Origin of the sequence: Halosimplex amylolyticum (genome assembly GCF_051414035.1) — an archaeon.
Classification (GTDB): Archaea; Halobacteriota; Halobacteria; order Halobacteriales; family Haloarculaceae; genus Halosimplex; species Halosimplex amylolyticum.
This window is the reverse complement of the sequence record NZ_JBLKNW010000001.1, coordinates 378,958-398,381: the sequence shown is the minus strand read 5'-3', so window position 1 is coordinate 398,381 and position 19,424 is coordinate 378,958. Positions and strand designations below refer to the sequence as shown.

Annotated in this window: 14 protein-coding genes; 10 read left to right on the top strand and 4 right to left on the bottom strand. The window is 69.5% G+C overall.

All coding sequences use genetic code 11. From position 1 onward, the window contains the following. Nucleotides 1-114 precede the first annotated feature (114 nt). Nucleotides 115-900 carry a hypothetical protein gene (locus ACMGFE_RS01820; RefSeq protein WP_436923300.1) on the bottom strand — a complete coding sequence of 262 codons (786 nt, stop codon included), beginning with the start codon at nt 898-900 and terminating at the stop codon, nt 115-117. Nucleotides 901-1,043: 143 nt separating this feature from the next. On the opposite strand from ACMGFE_RS01820, the gene ACMGFE_RS01815 reads away from it, so the two are divergent. Both ACMGFE_RS01815 and ACMGFE_RS01810 read left to right on the top strand, forming a co-directional pair. Continuing rightward, nucleotides 1,044-1,535 carry an HPP family protein gene (locus tag ACMGFE_RS01815; protein WP_436923299.1) on the top strand — a complete coding sequence of 164 codons (492 nt, stop codon included), beginning with the start codon at nt 1,044-1,046 and terminating at the stop codon, nt 1,533-1,535. 44 nt (nt 1,536-1,579) lie between these two features. Continuing rightward, nucleotides 1,580-2,488, top strand: a complete 909-nt coding sequence (locus tag ACMGFE_RS01810; protein ID WP_436923298.1) for a DUF106 domain-containing protein — start codon at nt 1,580-1,582, stop codon at nt 2,486-2,488. A gap of 33 nt (nt 2,489-2,521) precedes the next feature. Here the strand turns inward: ACMGFE_RS01810 and ACMGFE_RS01805 are convergent, their stop codons facing one another. Then, nucleotides 2,522-3,496, bottom strand: coding sequence for an aldo/keto reductase (locus tag ACMGFE_RS01805; protein WP_436923297.1), 975 nt, complete (start codon nt 3,494-3,496; stop codon nt 2,522-2,524). A gap of 158 nt (nt 3,497-3,654) precedes the next feature. Between ACMGFE_RS01805 and ACMGFE_RS01800 the strand changes: the two genes are divergently transcribed. Continuing rightward, nucleotides 3,655-4,275, top strand: coding sequence for a rubrerythrin family protein (locus tag ACMGFE_RS01800; RefSeq protein WP_436923296.1), 621 nt, complete (start codon nt 3,655-3,657; stop codon nt 4,273-4,275). Nucleotides 4,276-4,389: 114 nt separating this feature from the next. Next, nucleotides 4,390-5,676: an ICP22 family protein gene (locus ACMGFE_RS01795; RefSeq protein ID WP_436923295.1), complete on the top strand. Its 1,287-nt coding sequence runs from the start codon at nt 4,390-4,392 to the stop codon at nt 5,674-5,676. A gap of 30 nt (nt 5,677-5,706) precedes the next feature. Here ACMGFE_RS01795 and ACMGFE_RS01790 read toward each other — a convergent pair whose 3' ends face one another. Then, nucleotides 5,707-5,988 carry a hypothetical protein gene (locus ACMGFE_RS01790; protein ID WP_436923294.1) on the bottom strand — a complete coding sequence of 94 codons (282 nt, stop codon included), beginning with the start codon at nt 5,986-5,988 and terminating at the stop codon, nt 5,707-5,709. A gap of 603 nt (nt 5,989-6,591) precedes the next feature. Between ACMGFE_RS01790 and uvrB the strand changes: the two genes are divergently transcribed. Next, on the top strand, nt 6,592-8,658 hold the full coding sequence (gene uvrB / locus ACMGFE_RS01785; RefSeq protein WP_436923293.1) for an excinuclease ABC subunit UvrB: 2,067 nt from the start codon (nt 6,592-6,594) through the stop codon (nt 8,656-8,658). A 263-nt stretch (nt 8,659-8,921) separates the two neighbouring features. Here uvrB and ACMGFE_RS01780 read toward each other — a convergent pair whose 3' ends face one another. Continuing rightward, nucleotides 8,922-9,542 (bottom strand): hypothetical protein, encoded by a 621-nt coding sequence (locus ACMGFE_RS01780; protein WP_436923292.1) that lies wholly within the window; start codon nt 9,540-9,542, stop codon nt 8,922-8,924. 400 nt (nt 9,543-9,942) lie between these two features. Between ACMGFE_RS01780 and ACMGFE_RS01775 the strand changes: the two genes are divergently transcribed. From ACMGFE_RS01775 to ACMGFE_RS01755, 5 genes are all read left to right on the top strand, one after another. Next, nucleotides 9,943-11,016: a phosphotransferase family protein gene (locus ACMGFE_RS01775; protein WP_436923291.1), complete on the top strand. Its 1,074-nt coding sequence runs from the start codon at nt 9,943-9,945 to the stop codon at nt 11,014-11,016. Nucleotides 11,017-11,272: 256 nt separating this feature from the next. Next, the gene (locus tag ACMGFE_RS01770) at nt 11,273-13,804 is read left to right on the top strand and encodes a ribonucleoside-diphosphate reductase subunit alpha (protein ID WP_436923290.1); all 2,532 of its coding nucleotides are present in this window, start codon (nt 11,273-11,275) and stop codon (nt 13,802-13,804) included. A 27-nt stretch (nt 13,805-13,831) separates the two neighbouring features. Next, nucleotides 13,832-14,827 (top strand): ribonucleotide-diphosphate reductase subunit beta, encoded by a 996-nt coding sequence (locus ACMGFE_RS01765; RefSeq protein ID WP_436923289.1) that lies wholly within the window; start codon nt 13,832-13,834, stop codon nt 14,825-14,827. 182 nt (nt 14,828-15,009) lie between these two features. Beyond that, the gene (locus ACMGFE_RS01760) at nt 15,010-16,596 is read left to right on the top strand and encodes an outer membrane protein assembly factor BamB family protein (RefSeq protein WP_436923288.1); all 1,587 of its coding nucleotides are present in this window, start codon (nt 15,010-15,012) and stop codon (nt 16,594-16,596) included. 92 nt (nt 16,597-16,688) lie between these two features. Next, the gene (locus ACMGFE_RS01755; protein ID WP_436923287.1) at nt 16,689-19,328 is read left to right on the top strand and encodes an outer membrane protein assembly factor BamB family protein; all 2,640 of its coding nucleotides are present in this window, start codon (nt 16,689-16,691) and stop codon (nt 19,326-19,328) included. Nucleotides 19,329-19,424: the final 96 nt, after the last annotated feature.

The window sequence follows — 19,424 nt, the reverse complement described above, 5'->3', positions numbered from 1 at the left end:
TCGGCGTGTTGCTCGGTCCCGGCGCGATGACGCTGGCCGCGGGCGAATCGGTCGTCGTGACCGACGTCTCGGTCCTGGCGACGGGAGGCCCGCGCACTGCGGTGGCCCGTCGGCTCAGACCGATTGCGAGAGCACGTAGCGGCGGGTGGCGTCGTCGTGGTCCTGGACGACCGCCAGCGGGCCGCCGGGGACGATCTGGAGTTCGACCGGCCCCGAGAGCACCCGCGCGATCCGCGCCAGGTCGGGGCCGTAGCGGTTCTCGCAGTCCGGCCCGGAGACCGCCGCCTCCAGTCTACCCCGCCCGCGCATCTCCTCGCCGACGACCGCCAGGCGGAACTCGCCGTCCCTGACGACGACCGGCAGGCCGTCGTCGCCGACGATGTCCGCGGCGTCGGCGAGTCGCGCCAGCGTCTCGCCGTCGGTCTCGACGCGCGTCGGCGCCGGGTGTCCGTCGGGCGCGAACGTCCCGTCTTCGAACGACGACGGGCGGCCAGCCGACAGGTCCGGGTCTATCACGTCGCTCGGTAGCGGTCCGACCTCGACGGTGTCGCTCCCGTCGTCCAGTTCGACGGCCCGCACGAGACCCTCGTCGCCGAGCAACCGGGCGGTCACCGTGCCGCCGTCGAACCACTCGAGCCAGCGCAGCGTCGCCTCGGTCCCTAGCGCCGCCAGCACCCGGTCGGCCCGCGGGTCGAACGACGAGAGGTACCCCGGGTCGTAGCGGACCGCGAAGGTCGGCCCGTCCCCGCCGGTCGGCGTCGTCGCTTCGAGGCCCTCCCGGGCGAGCGAGAGCCGCACCACCCGGTAGGACGCCGAATCGGGGGCCGGCGCGACGGCGGTCTCGCGGACGAGTCGGCGCAACCGCTCGACGGGTGCCCGCAGCGTCGCGAGTCTGTCCATGGCCCCCCGTTCGCACACTCGGTAATAACTCCCCGCGCCCGAGTTCAATCTGCGATAACGGGACCGGGGCCGCGACCGGTCACGGAACTGATCGATCGTCCGAAAAGCGCCACGCTCTTTTCCGGCGACGGGAACGGGCAGACGTGGACCGCCACGCTGCCCGGGCCGCCTTGCACGCCGGCGCGTTGCTCGCGACGACCGGTGCCGTCGCCTGGGCCACGGGTACGCCGTTCGTCTTCCCGAGTCTGGGTCCGACCGCGTACCTGCTCGGGACCCAGCGACCGCGTGCCCGCGACCGACTGGCACGCGTCGTCGCCGGCCACTCCGTCGGCGTGGCCGCCGGCCTGGTCGCCTACCGCGCGCTCGGCGCCGGCGTCGTCGTCACCGCCGACCTGCCGGCGCGCTCGCCGACACTGGCGGCCGTCGTCGCCAGCGGCGTCTTCGCGCTCGCGCTGACGAGCGCCGCGATGCTGGCGCTGGACGTCGTCCACCCGCCCGCCTGCGCGACGACGCTCATCGTCTCGCTCGGCCTCCTGCCGACCCTCCGCGAGGGCGTACTCATCGTCGTCGCCGTGGTCGTCCTCGTCGGCGCCCACGTCGCGACGACGCGAGTCACTCCCGACGCGGCGACCTGACGGTCGACGGGAAGATTCATACTCGCGGACAGTCACTCTCAGGTATGGACGAGACCCTCCAGGAGTCCCTCGAAGCCGACGACGCGCTCGGGCGGGCGGCCGCGGTGGCCCTCGACCGCGCAGAGTCGGGCGACGGGACGGTGGCGTGGGCGGACGTGAGCGACGCGGTCCCGGCCGAACAGTGGGGTCGACTGCTCGAGACGGGCGTGCTGGTGGCGACCGACGCCGGGTTCGTCGTCGACGACCCCGACGCCGTCCGCGCCGCAGTCGAGGATATCGACCCGACCGCAGGCGAGACCGCCGAGGACGAGGCCGAACCCGACGGCTGGTCGACCGCCGACAAACTGGCCGGCGTCGCCGCGCTCGGGCTGATGGCCAGCTACCAGGTCCCGGTGGCCAAGGAGACAGTCGGGAGCACGGCCCACCTGCTGCTCGGGCCGGTCGAGGCCGCACTGCCGTTCGGCGCGACCGTCGCCCTGCTCGCCGTCGCGACGACGCTCGTCTCGACGACGCTCCGGCGTCGTCTGCTGGACGAGAACCCCCAGGAGGAGCTCAAAGACCGGATGAACACGGTCAAAGAGCGCCTGGAGGCCGCCCGCGAGCGCGGCGACGACGAGGCCGTCGAGCGACTCCAGTCGCGCCAGCAGGAACTGATGCTGGAGCAGATGGGTGCGATGAAACAGATGATCCGGCCGATGGTCTACGCGATGCTGGTCACGATCCCGGTGTTCCTGTGGATATCGTGGCTGACGGTCAACCCCGCGGCGGCGATCACCCCGGCCGCGCAGGTGTTGCCCCTCGCCGGCCGCGTCGTCTGGACCGCCCGGTTGGTCGGGCCGCTGCAAGTCTGGACCGTCTGGTACATCGCCTGGTCGGTCCTCTCGGGGGTCGCGGGCAAGCGCGTCGCGAAGAAAGTCAGTCCGGTCGTCGCCGACTACCGGTCGTCGTTCTGAGCGCCCCCGAGCGGTTTTGGGCCCTGCTGCGCCCTACTCGTGGCCGATGATCGGCTGGGGCTCGTACGGTTCTTCGAGGTAGGCCACGTCCGACGCCGACAGGTCGATCTCCAGGGCTTCGACGGCCTCTTCGAGGTGGTCGGCGCTCGTCGTCCCGACGATGGGCGCGTCGACGTACTCGTTCTGGTACTGCCAGGCCAGCGCGATCTGGGCCATCGTCACGCCGTGGTCGGCTGCGAGTTCCTGGATCCGCTCGTTGATCTCCCTCCCGCCGCCGCGCTCGTACTCGGGCGTCGGGTTGTGGAAGTTCTCGGGGTCGCCCCGATTCGTCCGTTCGAGTTCGTCGAACGGCCGGGCGAGAAAGCCCTGGCCGAGCGGGCCCCACGGGATCACGCCGACGTCGTTCGCGTCGCACAGCGGGAGCATCTCCCGTTCCTCCTCGCGGTAGGCGACGTGGTAGTGGTTCTGCATCGTCTCGTAGGAGAGAAGGTCCTCGCGCTCGCTCGTCCGCAGGCGCTCGGCCAGCTGGTGGGCCCACATCGAGGAGGTGCCGGCGTGGCGGATCTTCCCCCGGCGCTGGGCGTCGGTCAGCGCCCGCAGGGTGGTCTCGGGCGGCGTCTCCGGGTCGACGCGGTGGGTCTGGTAGAGGTCGATCGTGTCCATTCCTAACCGATCGAGGCTGGCCTCGAGTTCCTGCTCGATGGTCTTCCGGGAGAGGCCGGCCGCGTTCGGATGTTCCTTCCCCGACGGGAACCGGACCTTGGTGGCGACGACCTGCTCGTCGCGGTCGTAGTCGGCGAGCACGTCGCCGAGGATCTCTTCGCTCTCGCCGTCGGAGTAGGCGTTGGCGGTGTCGAAGAAGTTGACCCCGAGGTCGATGGCGCGCTCGATGATCTCCCGTCCTTCGTCCTCGTCGAGCATCCAGGGCTCCTCGCTGCCGAAGCTCATGCAGCCGAGACAGACCTTCGAGACTTCCATGCCGGTCGAACCGAGTGTGGTGTACTCCATGCAATCGATCGGCTCGCGAACGCGGTAAAGTCTGCCCGTCCCGGCACGGAATTCCCCGTCGTCGCGGCCGCCGGCCGGCCGAGTCACCGGCCGCCCGGCGCGTTCGCGATCCGGCCGGAGACGATGGTTACAAGCCGCGGCCGACCGACCGTTTCGACATGGATTCACAGGAGTTCGTCGAGACGGTCCGCGACGAGGCGGCGACGCCGCTCTCGCGGCTCGGCTCCTCGAAAGCGCTGTTCGCCGACACCGAGGGCGAGATGGAGGACGACGCCGTCCTGCAGGCGGCCGCCGACCGCGCGCACTTCGCGGCAGAACGCTTCGACGCGTGGGCCGACGGGGAAGCGGACGCCGTCGCCGACCTGTTCGCCGACGCCGCCGAGACCGAGCGCGACCACGCCGAGGCCGCCGCGGACGAACACGGCGACTACGAGCCGGGGGAGACCCCTGCCGTCCAGGCACACCTCGCGAACGTCGACGGCACGGTCGAGCGCCTCGGCGCGTTCGTCGGCTGGGCGCTCGCGGCCGGGAACAACGCGGACCAGGTCGTCGGGTACTTCGTCGGCCAGGCCAGCCCGCGGACGGCGAGCACGTTCCGCGCGTTCGGCGACGACTACGACGAATACGTCGCGACGGGGAGCGACCTGCTGGAGGAGGTCTGCGACGACGAGACCTGGTCCGACGCCGTCGAGGCCGCTACCGCGACTGTCGACGCCGACTACGAGGACTACTTCGAGACGCTGGAGTCGCTCGGCGTCAACCCGAAACCCGTCTGTTAGCGGCCCGCGAGCGCCGAGACGCACGGGAATCGACGCAGTCGGCGATGGCGGCGATGCCTGTCCCGTCTAGTCGGATGAGTAACTATTTTTACCGCGGGGGTTCACGGGTGGCGTGTGCGACGGGTCCTGGCGCTGGCGGTGCTGGGGATCGTCATCGTCGCGGGCGTCGGGGCACTGGGAGCGAAGACAGTGGACGCTCGCGACCACGCTGCCGCACCGCCGAACGGGTCGACCGACGAGACCACCTCCCCGGGGAACGGGGCGGAGAGCGACGCGCTTCTCGACAAGCTCGACCAGTGGGCCTTCGCCGCCGAATCGAACGAGAGCGGCTCGGACGCCGAGGCCGACGTCGGGGACGGCGACGCGACGACGACGCCGGGCGACGCGAACGACGCCCGTCCGGCGTTCGACGTGCCCGCCGAAGCGAACGGGAGCACGGACGCGCTGGATTCGGACGGTGACCAGCTTCCGGACGTGAAAGAGCGAGAGATCGGGAGCGATCCGTTCGACGCCGACACCGACGGCGACGGCCTCGCGGACGGCCGCGAGTGGTCGATCGGGAGCGACCCGCTGGATCCCGACACCGACGGCGACGGCGTCTCGGACGGGCGGGAGGTCGAACGCGGCACGAGTCCGCGCTCGATCGACGCCGACGCCGACGGACTGACAGACGAGCGCGAACTCGAACTGGGGACCGACCCCTTCGACCACGACACCGACAACGACGGCCTCGGCGACTGGCGGGAAGTCGAACTGGGGACGGACCCGACCGATCCCGACACCGACGGTGACAGGCTCCTTGACGGCTGGGAGTACCGCCAGGCGACGGCCGACGGCGCGGCCCTCCCCGGGAGCGACCCGCTGGCGATGGACATCTACGTCCAGATCGACTACGCCAGCGGCGTCGAGACCGAGTCACAGGCGTTCTACGACCGAATCGAGGCCGAGTTCGCCGACATGCCGGTGCAGCGGCCCAACCAGACGGGCATCGACGTGCACGTCCGCGAGGGCGGTCACATTAACGAGACCGCCGTCTACACCGGGGACAACTTCTGGGCACTCAAAGACGAACTGTACCGCGACCGCCTCGGCCAGCGGGCCGGCCGCTACCACCACGTCGTCGTGACGGATTTCGCCACCGACGAGGTCGGCTACGGCGAAGTCGGCGGCCGCTTCTCGGTCGTCGACGCCGGGGCCTCGGAGGGCACGAAACGCCACGTCATCGTCCACGAACTCCTCCACAACGTCGTCGGCCGCATCGACGCGCCCGGCGCCTGCGAGAGGGATCCGCACCACTACTGCGACGGCGGGTGGCTCACCCCGCAGATCACGCCCGGCGAGGACGAGTACCTCCCCGATCCGCTCGGCGACGAGATCGAACAGCAGGGATTCACGCCCTGAAGCGTCGGCCGCGTTCGGTCGAGACCGGTACTATCTCGGCGGCTGTGACGGCTGGGGTCGAGCGGTCGGACCCTGCTGCTGTTGGGTCGGCTGCCCCTGCTGGGGCGGCGCCAGTCCGACCTGTGGCGTGACGCCTTCGGGAAGCACGTACCACAGCCGGTCGTGCGGGACGAACCCGACCTGCTGGGGTTCCTCCGTGTCGTACCGCTCGCGCTCCGCTTGCTCTTCGGTCCCGTACAGCACGAGGCCGTAGTCGTTGACCTCGTATCTCGCGCACTCGAAGACGGTCCCGTCGGTGCAGTAGACGTGCATTGCGGCCGCGCTAGGGGCGCGATCCGGTTGAACCTGCTGTCGGTCTGGCGGTCGCGTTCAGTATCGGTTGCTTGTTGAGTAGTTGTTTCACCGTGGATTCGTGTGAATGGAGTCTGGTCAGGAGCGAGCGATGGAGACAGCAGGGGTTGAAAGCCCTCGGCGGGCTCGCTCACGGGTCGCTGCGCTCCCTCGGATAGGGCCCGCTCAGGCGACTCCACTCCGTCGCGAGCTCGCCTCGCCCTTTCAGTCCGCCAGGAGAGCAAGCTCTCCTGAGCCCTGCCTCGCTTCGCTCGCCAGGACACCAGGACAACGACCGCACAGCACCGCGCCTCACGCCTCCCCAGCCGATTCGCTCCCGACGGTCGCTCATCCCTCGCACGGCTACGTCGCGGCACGGAGGCCGCGACAGCGCGCGCCACCGCAATTGTTCACTCTGCGGGATGTACTGAACGCCGTCGCGATGGCGTCTCGTGGCAAGCGCACCCCTCAAGTCGCCCGCGGGTCGTTCCACTCCCCGCTTCCGTATCCGTGGTCCTCGCTTGGCTCGGACCACGCCTCGCTCGGACCACGCACCTCAAGTCGCTCCGCCCCTAGCCCCGAGTAATGAGCGACACCGAGGGCCCCCTGTCGCCGGACAGACCGGAGGAGGAGAGCGACTTCCGCGTCGACGCGCCCTTCGAACCGGCTGGCGACCAGCCCGAGGCCATCCGGCAACTCGCAGACGGCTATCGCCAGGGAATGGACAAACAGACGCTGCTCGGGGTGACCGGGTCGGGCAAGACCAACACCGTCTCCTGGCTCGTCGAGGAGATCCAGAAACCGACGCTCGTCATCGCCCACAACAAGACGCTGGCCGCACAGCTATACGAGGAGTTCCGCGAACTGTTCCCGGACAACGCCGTCGAATATTTTGTCTCGTACTACGATTACTATCAGCCCGAGGCGTACGTCGAGCAGACCGACAAGTACATCGAGAAAGACGCCTCCATCAACGACGAGATCGACAAGCTGCGCCACTCCGCGACCCGCTCGCTGTTGACGCGGGACGACGTGATCGTCGTCGCCTCGGTCTCGGCCATCTACGGCCTCGGCGACCCGCAGAACTACGTCGACATGTCCCTCGAACTCGAAGTGGGACAGCAGATCGACCGCGACGAAGTCCTGAAGCGGTTGGTCGACCTCAACTACGAGCGCAACGACGTCGACTTCACGCAGGGCACCTTCCGCGTCCGCGGCGACACCCTGGAGATATTCCCCATGTACGGCCGATACGCCGTCCGCGTGGAGTTCTGGGGCGACGAGATTGACCGCATGCTCAAGGTCGACCCGCTGGAGGGCGAGGTGAAATCCAGCGAGCCCGCAGTCTTGCTCCACCCGGCGGAACACTACTCCATCCCGGAGGAACGGCTCCAACGGGCTATCGCGGAGATCGAGGAACTGAAAGACGAACGGGTGCGCTATTTCGAGCGTAACGCCGACCACGTCGCCGCCCAGCGCATCGACGAGCGGACCACCTTCGACCTGGAGATGATGCGCGAGACCGGTTACTGCTCGGGCATCGAGAACTACTCGGTCCACCTCTCCGAGCGCGATTCGGGCGATCCACCCTACACCCTGATCGACTACTTCCCCGACGACTTCCTCACCGTCATCGACGAGTCCCACCAGACGATCCCCCAGATCAAGGGCCAGTTCGCGGGCGACCGCTCGCGCAAGGAGTCGCTGGTCGACAACGGCTTCCGGCTCCCGACGGCCTACGACAACCGGCCGCTCACCTTCGAGGAGTTCGAGGAGAAGACCGACAAGACACTCTACGTGAGCGCGACGCCCGCCGACTACGAGCGCGAGGAGAGCGAGCAGATCGTCGAACAGATCGTCCGCCCCACGCACCTCGTCGACCCCGCCGTCGAGGTCTCGCCCGCCGAGGGCCAGATCGACAATCTCATGGACCGGATCGACAACCGCGTCGAACGCGACGAGCGCGTTCTCGTCACCACCCTCACCAAGCGCATGGCCGAGGACCTCACCGAGTACCTCGAAGAGGCCGGCGTCGCCGTCGAGTACATGCACGACGAGACCGACACGCTCGAACGCCACGAGCTCATCCGCTCGCTCCGCCTCGGCGAGATCGACGTCCTCGTCGGGATCAACCTGCTCCGCGAGGGTCTGGACATCCCCGAAGTCTCCCTGGTCGCCATCCTCGACGCCGACCAGGAGGGCTTCCTCCGCTCTGAGACGACGCTCGTCCAGACGATGGGCCGCGCCGCCCGGAACGTCAACGGGGAGGTCGTCCTCTACGCCGACGACCCCAGCGACGCCATGGAGTCCGCCATCGAGGAGACCAACCGCCGCCGCCGGATCCAGCAGGAGTACAACGCGGAACACGGCTTCGAGCCGACCACCATCGAGAAGGAGATCGGCGAGTCCTCACTCCCCGGTTCGAAGACCGACACCGGCGGTGCCTCCTCGCTCTCGCCCGAGGACGACGAGGAGGCCGCCCGCGCCGTCGAGCGCCTCGAAGACCGGATGCAGGAGGCCGCCGACAACCTGGAGTTCGAACTCGCCGCCGACATCCGCGACCGCATCCACCAGCTCCGCGACGAGTACGACCTCGCCGGCGGCGACGACGAGGAGGGCGTCGTTCCCGAGCCCGTGACTGAGGATTTCTAGAGACCATCTTTTTCCGTCGGGGGTGTCCTCGGCGCGCTTCGCGCGCTTGCGGGCACCCCCGACGGAAAAACATGGGTGAAAAAGGCCGAACTCGCGCCGCAGGCGCGAGTTCGGTGTCCGCAGGAGTGAGCACCGCGAACTACTGCGGGCTCGTCAGAGCTTCGCTCTGACGGTGAACCGCGCCTCGCTCCGCTCGGCGCGGACGTTTCCGGGAAACGCTATCAGACAATTGCTCTCGCAGACCGCCGACGCTCACTTCGCTGTCAGCCAGAAGTAGTAGTCGTGGCGTCCTCGTCTTCAGTGCTCAGCCGAATCGAATCGCCGTACTGCGGGTGAATCGTCGCCTCGGCCGCAGAAACGGACGGGCCATCGGTCCGCACCCGGACGAGCATCGTGTCGGTCGTCACGTCGTCGGTGCCGCCCTCGCCCGGGTACTCGGCCGTGAGGCTCACGGTCGATCCCTCCACCGTTACGTCCCGGAGTTCGAGGTCCGGAACCGAGGAACTCCACCGGTCGTGAACGACGAAGAGTGCGGCCTGTGAGAAGTCGGTTTCTCCGAGAAACGCGGTGGCGTCCTCGTTCCGGAAACGCTCCGTCGGGAACGCTGCGGCGTGGTCGTCCGCGGTCAACAGCGCGAGGTAGTGGTCCTCGGCGTCCAGTTGCGGGAAGGGGGCGTCGACGCGACGGAGCCTGTCGGCGCGGTTGAAAGACAGCGACGAGGCGCTGGTCCCGCGGTTCGGCGTATCCGTCGCGCCCGACCCGTCGTTCGGCGTGGGCGTCCCGGTGTCGTCCGGTCCCGCCGGGTCGCCGCCGAGACAGCCTGCCAGCGCGCCCGCGACACCGACCCCGAGTCCGAGGAACGTCCGCCGCGTCCGTCCGTGCATACCTTCTCGTAGGAGACCGGGGTATAGAGGGGTTCTGCAGTCTCAAACGCGGTTTTCACCGTTCCTCGCGGCACCGCCGGCCACGCACGGCCGTCGGAACGCCGGCTGGCATCGGCCGGCAAATCGTGCTATCCTCCCGCACACTCGCGGAAAACTTTTCAGCCGAACGAATCAGTGATCCGTCAATGAACCGTCGTCGCTGAACGGGATCGAGATCGCGACGGTTGACGCGCTGATCGGCCGGTTCCGCCTCGGCGGCTCCGGCGCCCCGAATAGCTGCGCGCTCTCGATTCCGGCCGCCGCTCGGCGCCCGTTCGATAGCGGCGTCGAGGGCGACGTTCTTCTCGTCCTTGACCAGTGACGCGTATCGCGAGCCGACCGACGACCACAGCCGACGCAGATGACCGAATCCGAGATTCCACCCGAGACGATCACCCGAATGGTACAGCACGTCGAACCGACCTGGCGAGTCGCCGAGACGACCGCCGCGACTGAGGGCGCCCACCTCGTCTACCACCTGGGAGTCGAGACCGACGCCGGACGCCGCCGGTGCGTCCTGAAGGCGACGCCGCCGGACCAGTCGCCGAGTTGCGACGGCGAGGCGCGCCTGCTGGCGATCCTGGACGCCGAGACCGACCTCCCCGTCCCGGAGGTGTTCGGCGCCGTCGACGAGCACGAGGCCTTTCAGGCGCCGTACTTCCTCATGTCGACGCTCCCCGGGACGTACCACCCGCGACGGGACCTCCCGGATCTGCCGACCGACCTCGTGGCGGGCATCGCCCGCTCGACCGGTCGTCACCTCGCCCACCTCCACCGCTTCGAGGCGGTCGACGCCTACGGATACCTCACCGCCGAGTCCGGGCGGACGCTCGACGGCGGCCGGCCCGCCGCGGATCCGTCACAGCTCACCGTTCACGACCCGATCAGGTCGTGGCCCGACTACCTCGACGCCGAGATCGTGCGTATCACCGAGGGACTCGCGGAGACGCGATTCAGCGATCTGGCGGAGACGGTCCGTGCGGCGTTAGAGGCCCGGGTCGAGGTGGTGACCGACGACGGCGAAGTCGACCCTGTCGTCGCTCGCATCGACCAGTCGCTCGACAACGTCCTCGTCGACCCCGAGACCGGCGATCTGACGGGGCTGCTCGACTGGGAGTTCTGCGTCGCCGCCACGCCGGCCTACGACCTCGCGTTCGTCGAGCACACTCTGCTCGGCGGCCACTGGCGACTGTTCCACGGCGAGACCGACCTCCGATCGACGATCCAGTCGGGCCTGCTCGACGGCTACGCCGAGGCCGGGCCGGCCCGCGTCGTCGACCGATTCCGGGCGGAGCGCGAGTGCTACGCGACGGTCGTCCTGGCCCACGAACTGTGCAACTTCGACGCCTGGTTCGACCAGATCGCCGGGGTCTCGGACGACCGACGTGAAGCCGCCGCGCAGCGACTCCGGGGAGACGTCGACCGGCGCTGCTGAACCGGGATCGGGCTTCCGTCGAGCGATTTGGCGAGCGTGCCTGCCACCCCGCCCGCATCGCTGAAGACGCACGCCGTTGTGCTCAAAACAATCCAACTTGTATTAGTGAAAGCGACGTTGGAAAGGTTTATTCCCCGTGCGTCGGACAGGATAGAACGCACCGCGAACGGTCGTATTCGGCGGGTCCGGGCGTCGACGCCCGGATAGCCGAGCGACCGCGTGTGCCGCTTCGCCACCGAGAGTGGCGACACTACCCATGAGTACGCTGACCGAGCAGTCGACGATCCGCTCCGTCCTGGAGCGAGCACGCACAGGCCACGAAGACGTCATCGACGACGAGGCGCTGGACGACCTCGTCGCATCGATCGAGCGATCGCTGTACGAAGGCGTCGACGCCGACGAGCGCGACGAGGGGGTCGTCCAGGCGCTGACCGCGCGCATCGAGCGCCACCCCGCCTACGACGATGCGGCGGCCCGCGTCGCCCGCCGGAAGCACTTCCGGACCGTCACGGGCGAGGACCCGCCCGGCGACGGCTGGGCGCTGGACGACGACGCGGTCGCCGACGCCGAGTCCGGCGACGGCCTCGACGGCGCGTACGCCGAGCGCTATCGCGAGGCGTTCGTCGAGGGGATCGAAGCGGGCGTCCGCGCCGACGTCGTCGACGAGCGGCTGCTGACCTACGATCTCGACGACCTGGCGGAGGCCGTCCGGCCGGAACGCGACGAGCGCTTCGACTACATCGCCGTCGACACCCTCGCCCAGCGGTACTTCCTCGACGACGACGGCGATCCGCTGGAACTTCCGCAGGCGTTCTGGATGCGCGTCGCGATGGGGATCGCACTGCGGGAGGACGTCGACGACCGCGCCGAGCGCGCCCGGGAGTTCTACGAGGTCCTCTCGACGCTCCGGTTCGTCCACTCCTCGCCGACGCTCTTCCACGCCGGGACGACGCACCCACAACTGGCCTCCTGCTACGTCACCACCGTCCCCGACGACCTGGAGGGCATCTTCGACGCCTACAAGGCCCACGCCCAGCTCTCGAAGTGGTCCGGCGGACTGGGCACCGACTGGACGCCCGTCCGCGCGTCGGGCTCGCTCATCGAGTCGACTGGGGTCGAATCGACGGGGACCGTCCCGTTCCTCAAGATCTCCAACGACGTGACCGCGGCGATCAACCGCTCGGGCAAGCGCCGCGGCGCCGCTTGCGCGTACATGGAGCCGTGGCACCTGGACTTCCCGGACTTCCTCGATCTGCAGCGCAACACCGGCGACGAGCGCCGGCGCACCCACGACATGAACACCGCCGCGTGGGTGCCGGATCTCTTCATGAAGCGCGTCGCGGCCGACGAGCAGTGGACGCTCTTCTCGCCCGACGAGGTCCCCGACCTCCACGAGAGCTACGGCGAGGAGTTCGAGGAGCTGTATCGCGAATACGAGGCCGAGGCCGACGCCGGCGACCTCCGCCAGTACGAGCGCGTCGACGCCGCGAACCTCTGGCGCGACATGCTCACCCGTCTCTTCGAGACCGGCCACCCGTGGATCACCTTCAAGGACGCCTGTAACATCCGCTCGCCGCAGGACCACGCGGGGACCATCCGCTCGTCGAACCTCTGTACGGAGATCACGCTCAACACCTCGACCGGCGAGACGGCCGTCTGTAACCTCGGGTCGGTGAACCTCTCGGCGCACGTCGGCGAGGACGGAGTCGACCGCGAGGCGCTCGAAGACACCGTCGAGACGGCGATGCGGATGCTCGACAACGTCGTCGACCTGAACTTCTACCCGACCGACCGCTCCGAGCGCTCGAACCTGAAACACCGGCCCATCGGCCTCGGGATGATGGGCTTCCACGAGGCGCTACTCGAACAGGGGATCGCGATGAACAGCGAGGAAGCCGTCGCGTTCGCCGACGAGGTGACCGAGTTCCTCGCGTACAACGCCGTCCTGAACTCCTCGAAGCTCGCGGCCGAGCGGGGCACCTACGAGAGCTACGAGGGCTCGAAGTGGGACCGCGGGATCTTCCCCCAGGACACGGTTGCACTGCTGGAGGACGAACGCGGCCGCGATGTCGGCGTCGACGCCGAGGAGCGACTGGACTGGCGTCGCGTGCGCGAGCACGTCGCCGAGCACGGCATGCGCAACTCGAACACCATGGCCGTCGCGCCTACCGCCACCATCTCGACCATCGCCGGCACGTCGGCCTCCATCGAGCCGCTGTACTCGAACCTGTACGTCAAATCGAACATGAGCGGCGACTTCACCGTCGTCAACGACCACCTCGTCGCCGACCTCGAACAACGGGGGCTGTGGACCGACGAGATCCGCGACCGCCTGAAGTTTCACGACGGGTCCGTTCAGGAGATCGCGGAGATCCCGGAGGGTCTGCGCGAGCGCTACCGCACCGCTTTCGAGATCGACCCGCGCCACCAGCTACGGCTGAGCGCGGCCCGCGGCGTCTGGATCGACCAGAGCCAGAGCCACAACGTCTTCTTCCCCGAGACCGACGGCACGCTGCTCGCCGACGTCTACGAGACCGCCTGGGACCTCGGGCTGAAGACGACCTACTACCTGCGGACGCTCGGCGCCAGCCAGTTCGAGAAGTCGACGCTGGACATGAGCGAGTACGGCCGCACGCAGACGAAGGATCGGGGAGGCGACGTGAGCGGGGCGAGCGACGACCGCGGGGACGGCGGCGCCGGTCGCGGCGACGACGAGGACGCGTCCGCCGGGTCGAGCGACACCGACCTGCCGAGCGTCGAGGACCCGACCTGTGACGCCTGCCAGTGAACCAGCGAGCACGGAGGTGACCCACCAATGCCGATAACGTACACGACCGACAACGACACGCACGACCCGAACAAGATCCTGCCGATGGACTACGAGTGGGCCCGCGAGTACTACCAGGCGGGCGTCGCCAACAACTGGACGCCCGAGGAGATCCCGATGGGCGAGGACGTCCGCCAGTGGGACGACGGGACCCTCTCGGAGGCGGAGAGACAGCTCGTCGAGTGGAACCTCGGCTTCTTCTCGACGGCGGAGTCGCTCACCGCGAACAACATCGTGCTGGCGGTGTACGACTACGTCACCGCGCCGGAGTGTCGCCAGTACCTGCTCCGGCAGGCCTACGAGGAGGCCGTCCACACGGACACGTTCATCTACTGCTGTGACTCGCTGGGCTTCGACCCCGAGTACCTCTACGGCATGTACGACCGCATCCCCGCCATCGAGGCCAAAGACGACTTCGTCGTCGACCTCACGCGGGTCGTCGACGACCCCGAATTCACCATCGGCGGCCCGGCCGACGTGCGCGCGTTCCTCCGCGACCTCGTCGGTTTCTACGTCGTCATGGAAGGGATCTTCTTCTACGCCGGCTTCGCCATGATGCTCGGGCTGAAGCGCCAGGACAAGCTCACGGGGATCGGCCAGCAGTTCGAGTACATCATGCGCGACGAGTCGCTGCACGTGGGCTTCGGCGTCGACCTGATCGACCAGGTCCGGACGGAGACCGACGCCTGGACGGACGACTTCGAACGCGAGGTGATCGACCTCATCCGCGAGGCGGTCGAACTGGAGCAGCGCTACGCCCGCGAGGCCTGCCCGGAGGAGATCCTCGGTATGGGGCCCGAGCAGTTCGCCGAGTACGTCGAGTACGTCGCCGACCGGCGGTGTTCGCAGCTCGACCTGCCGGAACAGTACGGCACCGCGAACCCCTTCGAGTGGATGGCCGAGGCGGCCGACCTCAACCGGGAGAAGAACTTCTTCGAGACGCAGGTGACGGAGTACCAGAGCGGCGGCCAGCTGGAGTGGTGAGCGGTCGCGGGCTCGGCGGCCGGTCTGCCGACGGTCGGTAACGCCGACTCCCGGGAATCTCGCCACAGCGTGCCAACGGAAAGCTATTTCCGAAGAGTCGACAGTTATCCCCGATATGGAACGGGCACAGGGTATTCGCGGCGTGTCGCGGAGCGAACGGGCGGGTCGACGGAGGGGTCGCGATGACGAGTGACAGGTCGGCCAGCAGACGGCGGTTCCTGGGCGCCCTCGCGGGCGGCGCCGCAACCGCCGGCGTCGGCGGCGGCGTCGCGGCGGGATCGGCCGGCTCGTCGGCCGTGGATGGCGAGTCCGCGATCGGTGGCGCCGCTGACAGCGAGGCGGTCGCGACGGACCACACGGAGTGGCCGATGTTCGGGCAGAACGCCCAGCACCGGGGGACGACCAACGACCAGGCACCCGCGGACGGCGTCCAGATCGGCTGGCAGGCCGACCACGCGGCGTCGACCGCGGCGGCGCTGAAAGACAACCGGCTCGTCTTCGGGACGGCCGACGGCGTCGTGGCCGTCGGCGCGAGCGACGGCGAACGACAGTGGACCTTCGAGACGGAGACGTCGGTCGGCGGCTGCCCGGCGTTTTTCGACGGCGAGGTCTTCGCCGGCACCGAGGGCGGGCAGATGTACGCGATGAACGCGCGGACGGCCGAAGAGTCGTGGTCCGCCGAGGTCGAAGGCGGTTTGACGGCCGCGCCGTCGCTGACGACGAGTTACTCCGACACCGAACTCCACGTCGGTACCGACGCTGGCTACGTCTACGAGTTCGACCCCGTCCGCGGGCGCCAGAACTGGGAGTTCGACACCGGCGATCGGACGGTCTCGTCGGCCGTGGCTGCGTCGCCCGACACCGAGACGGCCTACGCGCCGACGGAGTCCGGAATGGTGTACGGGATCGACATCGAGACGGGGCGCGAGCGGTGGTCGACGCGACTCCGCGAGGGCGTGCAGGGATCGGTCGCCATCGACGGTAACTTTCTCTTCGTCGGCACCGACGCCGGAACGGTCTACGGGCTCGATTCGCGCAACGGGAGCGAGCGCTGGACCTTCGACGCCGACGGCGCGGTCTCCGCGACGCCTGCGTTCAAGAGCCGGCGGGTCTACGTCGGCACGGAAGCCGGGACGCTGTACGCGCTGGGCGACCAGGACGGCGAAAAGATATGGCAGGCTGACGTGGGCGGCACGGTGACCTCCGCACCGGCCGTCGCGGACAACGCCGTCGTCGTCCCCACCGAGGAGGGCCAGGTCGTCGCCTTCGACCGCCAGGGGAACGAACTATGGCGCGCGCAGTTGACGGTCGGCGCGCCGGCGTTGGCGGTCTCGAAGTCCGTCTACGCGGTCGGCGACGGGGTCACGGCTGTCGACGAGGGCGACCAGACGACGATAACGACGGCGACGCCGACCGCCACCCCGACGGCGACGTCCACGGCCACGTCGACCACCACGCCGACCGCCACCCCGACGGCGACGTCCACGGCCACGTCGACCACCACGCCGACCGCGACTGCGACCATGACACCGACGGCGACGTCGACGCCGGGCTCGACGGACACGCCGACGCCGGCCGCGACGCCGACTGCCACTGCGACGGCGACTCCGGCCCCTGCGGACGCCGCGAGCGGTGACGACCCCGAGACGACGAGCGGGGACGGGGCACTGTCGGCGTGGGTCGCGCTCGCAGGGATCGGCGGGCTGGCGGCGCTGGGGCTGCGCGGCGGCGGAACCGCCGGTTCCGGCGAGAGTGACGACAGCGCCTGACGGACCTGGACGCCGGTGACTGCTTGCGCACGCAAGCGAGTGCGACAAGATATTTGGCGGCCCGGGTCGACCACTCTGCAGAGGTCCGCTGGATGGACGATACGACCCCGCACTCAGACACAGCCCGCCTCGCTCCGACGCGGCGGCGATTCCTCGCCGGACTGACGGCGAGCGGCGTCGCCGGCTCGGCGCTCGTCGCCTCCGCCTCCGGTGACCGAGGGCCGCTCTCCGCTCGCGAGGCTAACGGCGCTTCCTCCGACGAGTGGCCGATGCACGCTTACGACGCCGCGAACACCGGTTACAGTAGCGCGAGCGCCCCGAACACGGGGATCGCGGTCGGGTGGGACCGGGCGATAAACGCGACGGGAGAACCGACATTCGACAGCACCAACGCCTACGTCAGGAGCGCGGATGGCAGTCTCTACGCGCTCGACCGCGCGTCGGGCAAGACGAAGTGGCGCTACAGGACCGACTCGACGAACGACGACCCGACGGCGGCGGCCGTCGCCGACGGGACGGCGTTCATGGACGACGGCGGCGCGGTTCTAGCCGTCAGGACCGGGTCACAGCGGCAGTTCTGGCGCACCGAACTCGACGGCAGCGTCTCGGCCCCGGTGACGGTGTCCGAGGACCGCGTGCTCGTCGGCACGGACGCCGGGACGCTCTACTCGCTCAGCCGCGACGCGGGCAGCGAGCGCTGGACGTTCGACGCCGGTGACGCCGTCGCCGCCGCACCGGCCCACGGGGGGAGCCGCGTGTTCGTCGCTGCCACCGACGGCACCGTCTCCGCTCGCGACGCCCAGAGCGGCAACAGCCGCTGGCAGTTCAGCACCGACGCGCCGACCGAGGACGTGACGCCCGTCGTCAAGGGCGACCGCGTGTACGTCTGCGACACCGGCGGCACTGTCTACGCGCTCGACAAGACCGACGGCCGCGTTCGCTGGGAGGTCGACCTGGAGAGCGCCGTCGTCGGCGGTCCGAGCGTCGCTTCGAGCACGATCTTCGTACCGACGGCCGACGGGCGGCTCCACGCGCTGAACACGACCGAGGGGAGCGAACGGTGGACGGTCGACCTCGGCGCCGCCCCGAACCGCAAGCCCGTCCTGACGGACGACGCGGTCTACGTCGCGACGGACGACGACGCCGTCACTGCGTACTCGCGGACGAAGGGCACCGAGAACTGGCGAGCGGAACTCCCCGTCGACGACCCGTCCCTGTCGGTCGTCGACGGGCTGGTCGCCGTCGTCGGCGGGCTCTACGTCGGCCTCGAACAGGGTTCCCAGACCGAGATCACTCGCGGAGCCGTCGACACCGTCTCGACTCGATGGAGCTACGAGACGGAGGGGACCACGACCGGGTCGCCCGCACTGACGGACGACGCGCTCTACGTCGTCGACGACGCGGACGCCTGTTACGCCGTCTCGCCGACCGAGGGAACGGATCTGTGGCGATACGACGCCGACACGGGCCTGACCGGTCCGGCGTCCGACGCCGACAGCGTATACGTCGGCGGCGCCGACGGCACCGTCCGCGCCCTCGCGGCCGACGACGGGAGCGAACGGTGGACGGCGGAGACCGACGACCCGGTCCCGGCGGCACCGGTCCGCTGGGGAGAGTTCGTCCTCGCCCTCGACAAGGGTGGTCGGCTCTACGCGCTCGACCCGAGCGACGGGAGCCAGCGCTGGACCGGGCGCGTCGACAGCGGCGGCACCAGCCCGGCCGTCGGCGGCGACCGTGTCTTCGCGAGCTCGCCGAGTGGCGTCCTCTCGGGCTTCGACGGTGCGAGCGGCAACGAGCTATGGGGGTTCCGCGCGAGCGCGACCCTCGCCGAACCCGCGGCCACCGCCGACACCGTCTACGTCGGCGATCGGAACGGGCAGTTCTACGCGGTCGGTGCCAGGAACGGCGACGAACGCTGGTCGACGGACCTGGACTCGGCCGTCAGGGCCGCGCCGACGGTCGCCGGCGACACCGTCTACGTCGGGACCGTCGACGGGACGCTTCACGCGTACGACCTCGAAGGCGACCGGCGCTGGACCGCCGACGCCGGCGAGTCCGTCCGCGCGAAACCGGGCGTGGCGGGCGACCTCGTCACCGTCGGGAGCGAGGACGAGAGCCTCTACGCCTTCGACGCCGCGACGGGCGAGACGCAGTGGTCGTTCGACACCGCGGCGCCGCTCCGGTCGACGGCGGCGTTCGGCAACGACTCGGTCTACGTCGCCAGCGCGGAGATCGCCTCGCTCGATCCCCCCGGAACGGTGCAGACACCGACGCCGACGGCGACGCCTGACGACACGCCCACGCCGACGGCGACGCCCACCGATACGCCGGACGGAGCGACGCCCACTGACACGCCGGGTGGCTCGACGCCGACCGACACGCCCACGACGACGGGTGGCTCGTCGACAGCGACGGCGACGCCCACCGCTGGGGGCGGTTCGGCCCAGACGACCACCGCACCGTCCGCGACCGACGGTACGACCGTACCGGCGGGGACGCCGACGGGAACTCCCACGTCGACGCAAACGAGCGCCCCGGGAGGGAACGACGGCGGCGACGGCCCCCTCGGCGGGATCGCAGGCGACTGGCTCCCCTACGCCGGCGCCGGTGCGGTCGCGGCCGTCGTCGCGCTCGGCGCGCTCGTCAGGCGGTTCGCGGGCGGCGGGATGACGGGCGGCAAGCAGGCCGACGCGCTGGACTGGGGCGGCGGCCTCGATGACGACGACAAGTAGCCGAGCGACCGTTTTTCGCGACGCCGGTCGCATCGGCCGATTCGAGTGGCCGGACCGTCGTCACGGCATCGTCGAAACCGCCGGCGAGGTGCCGGT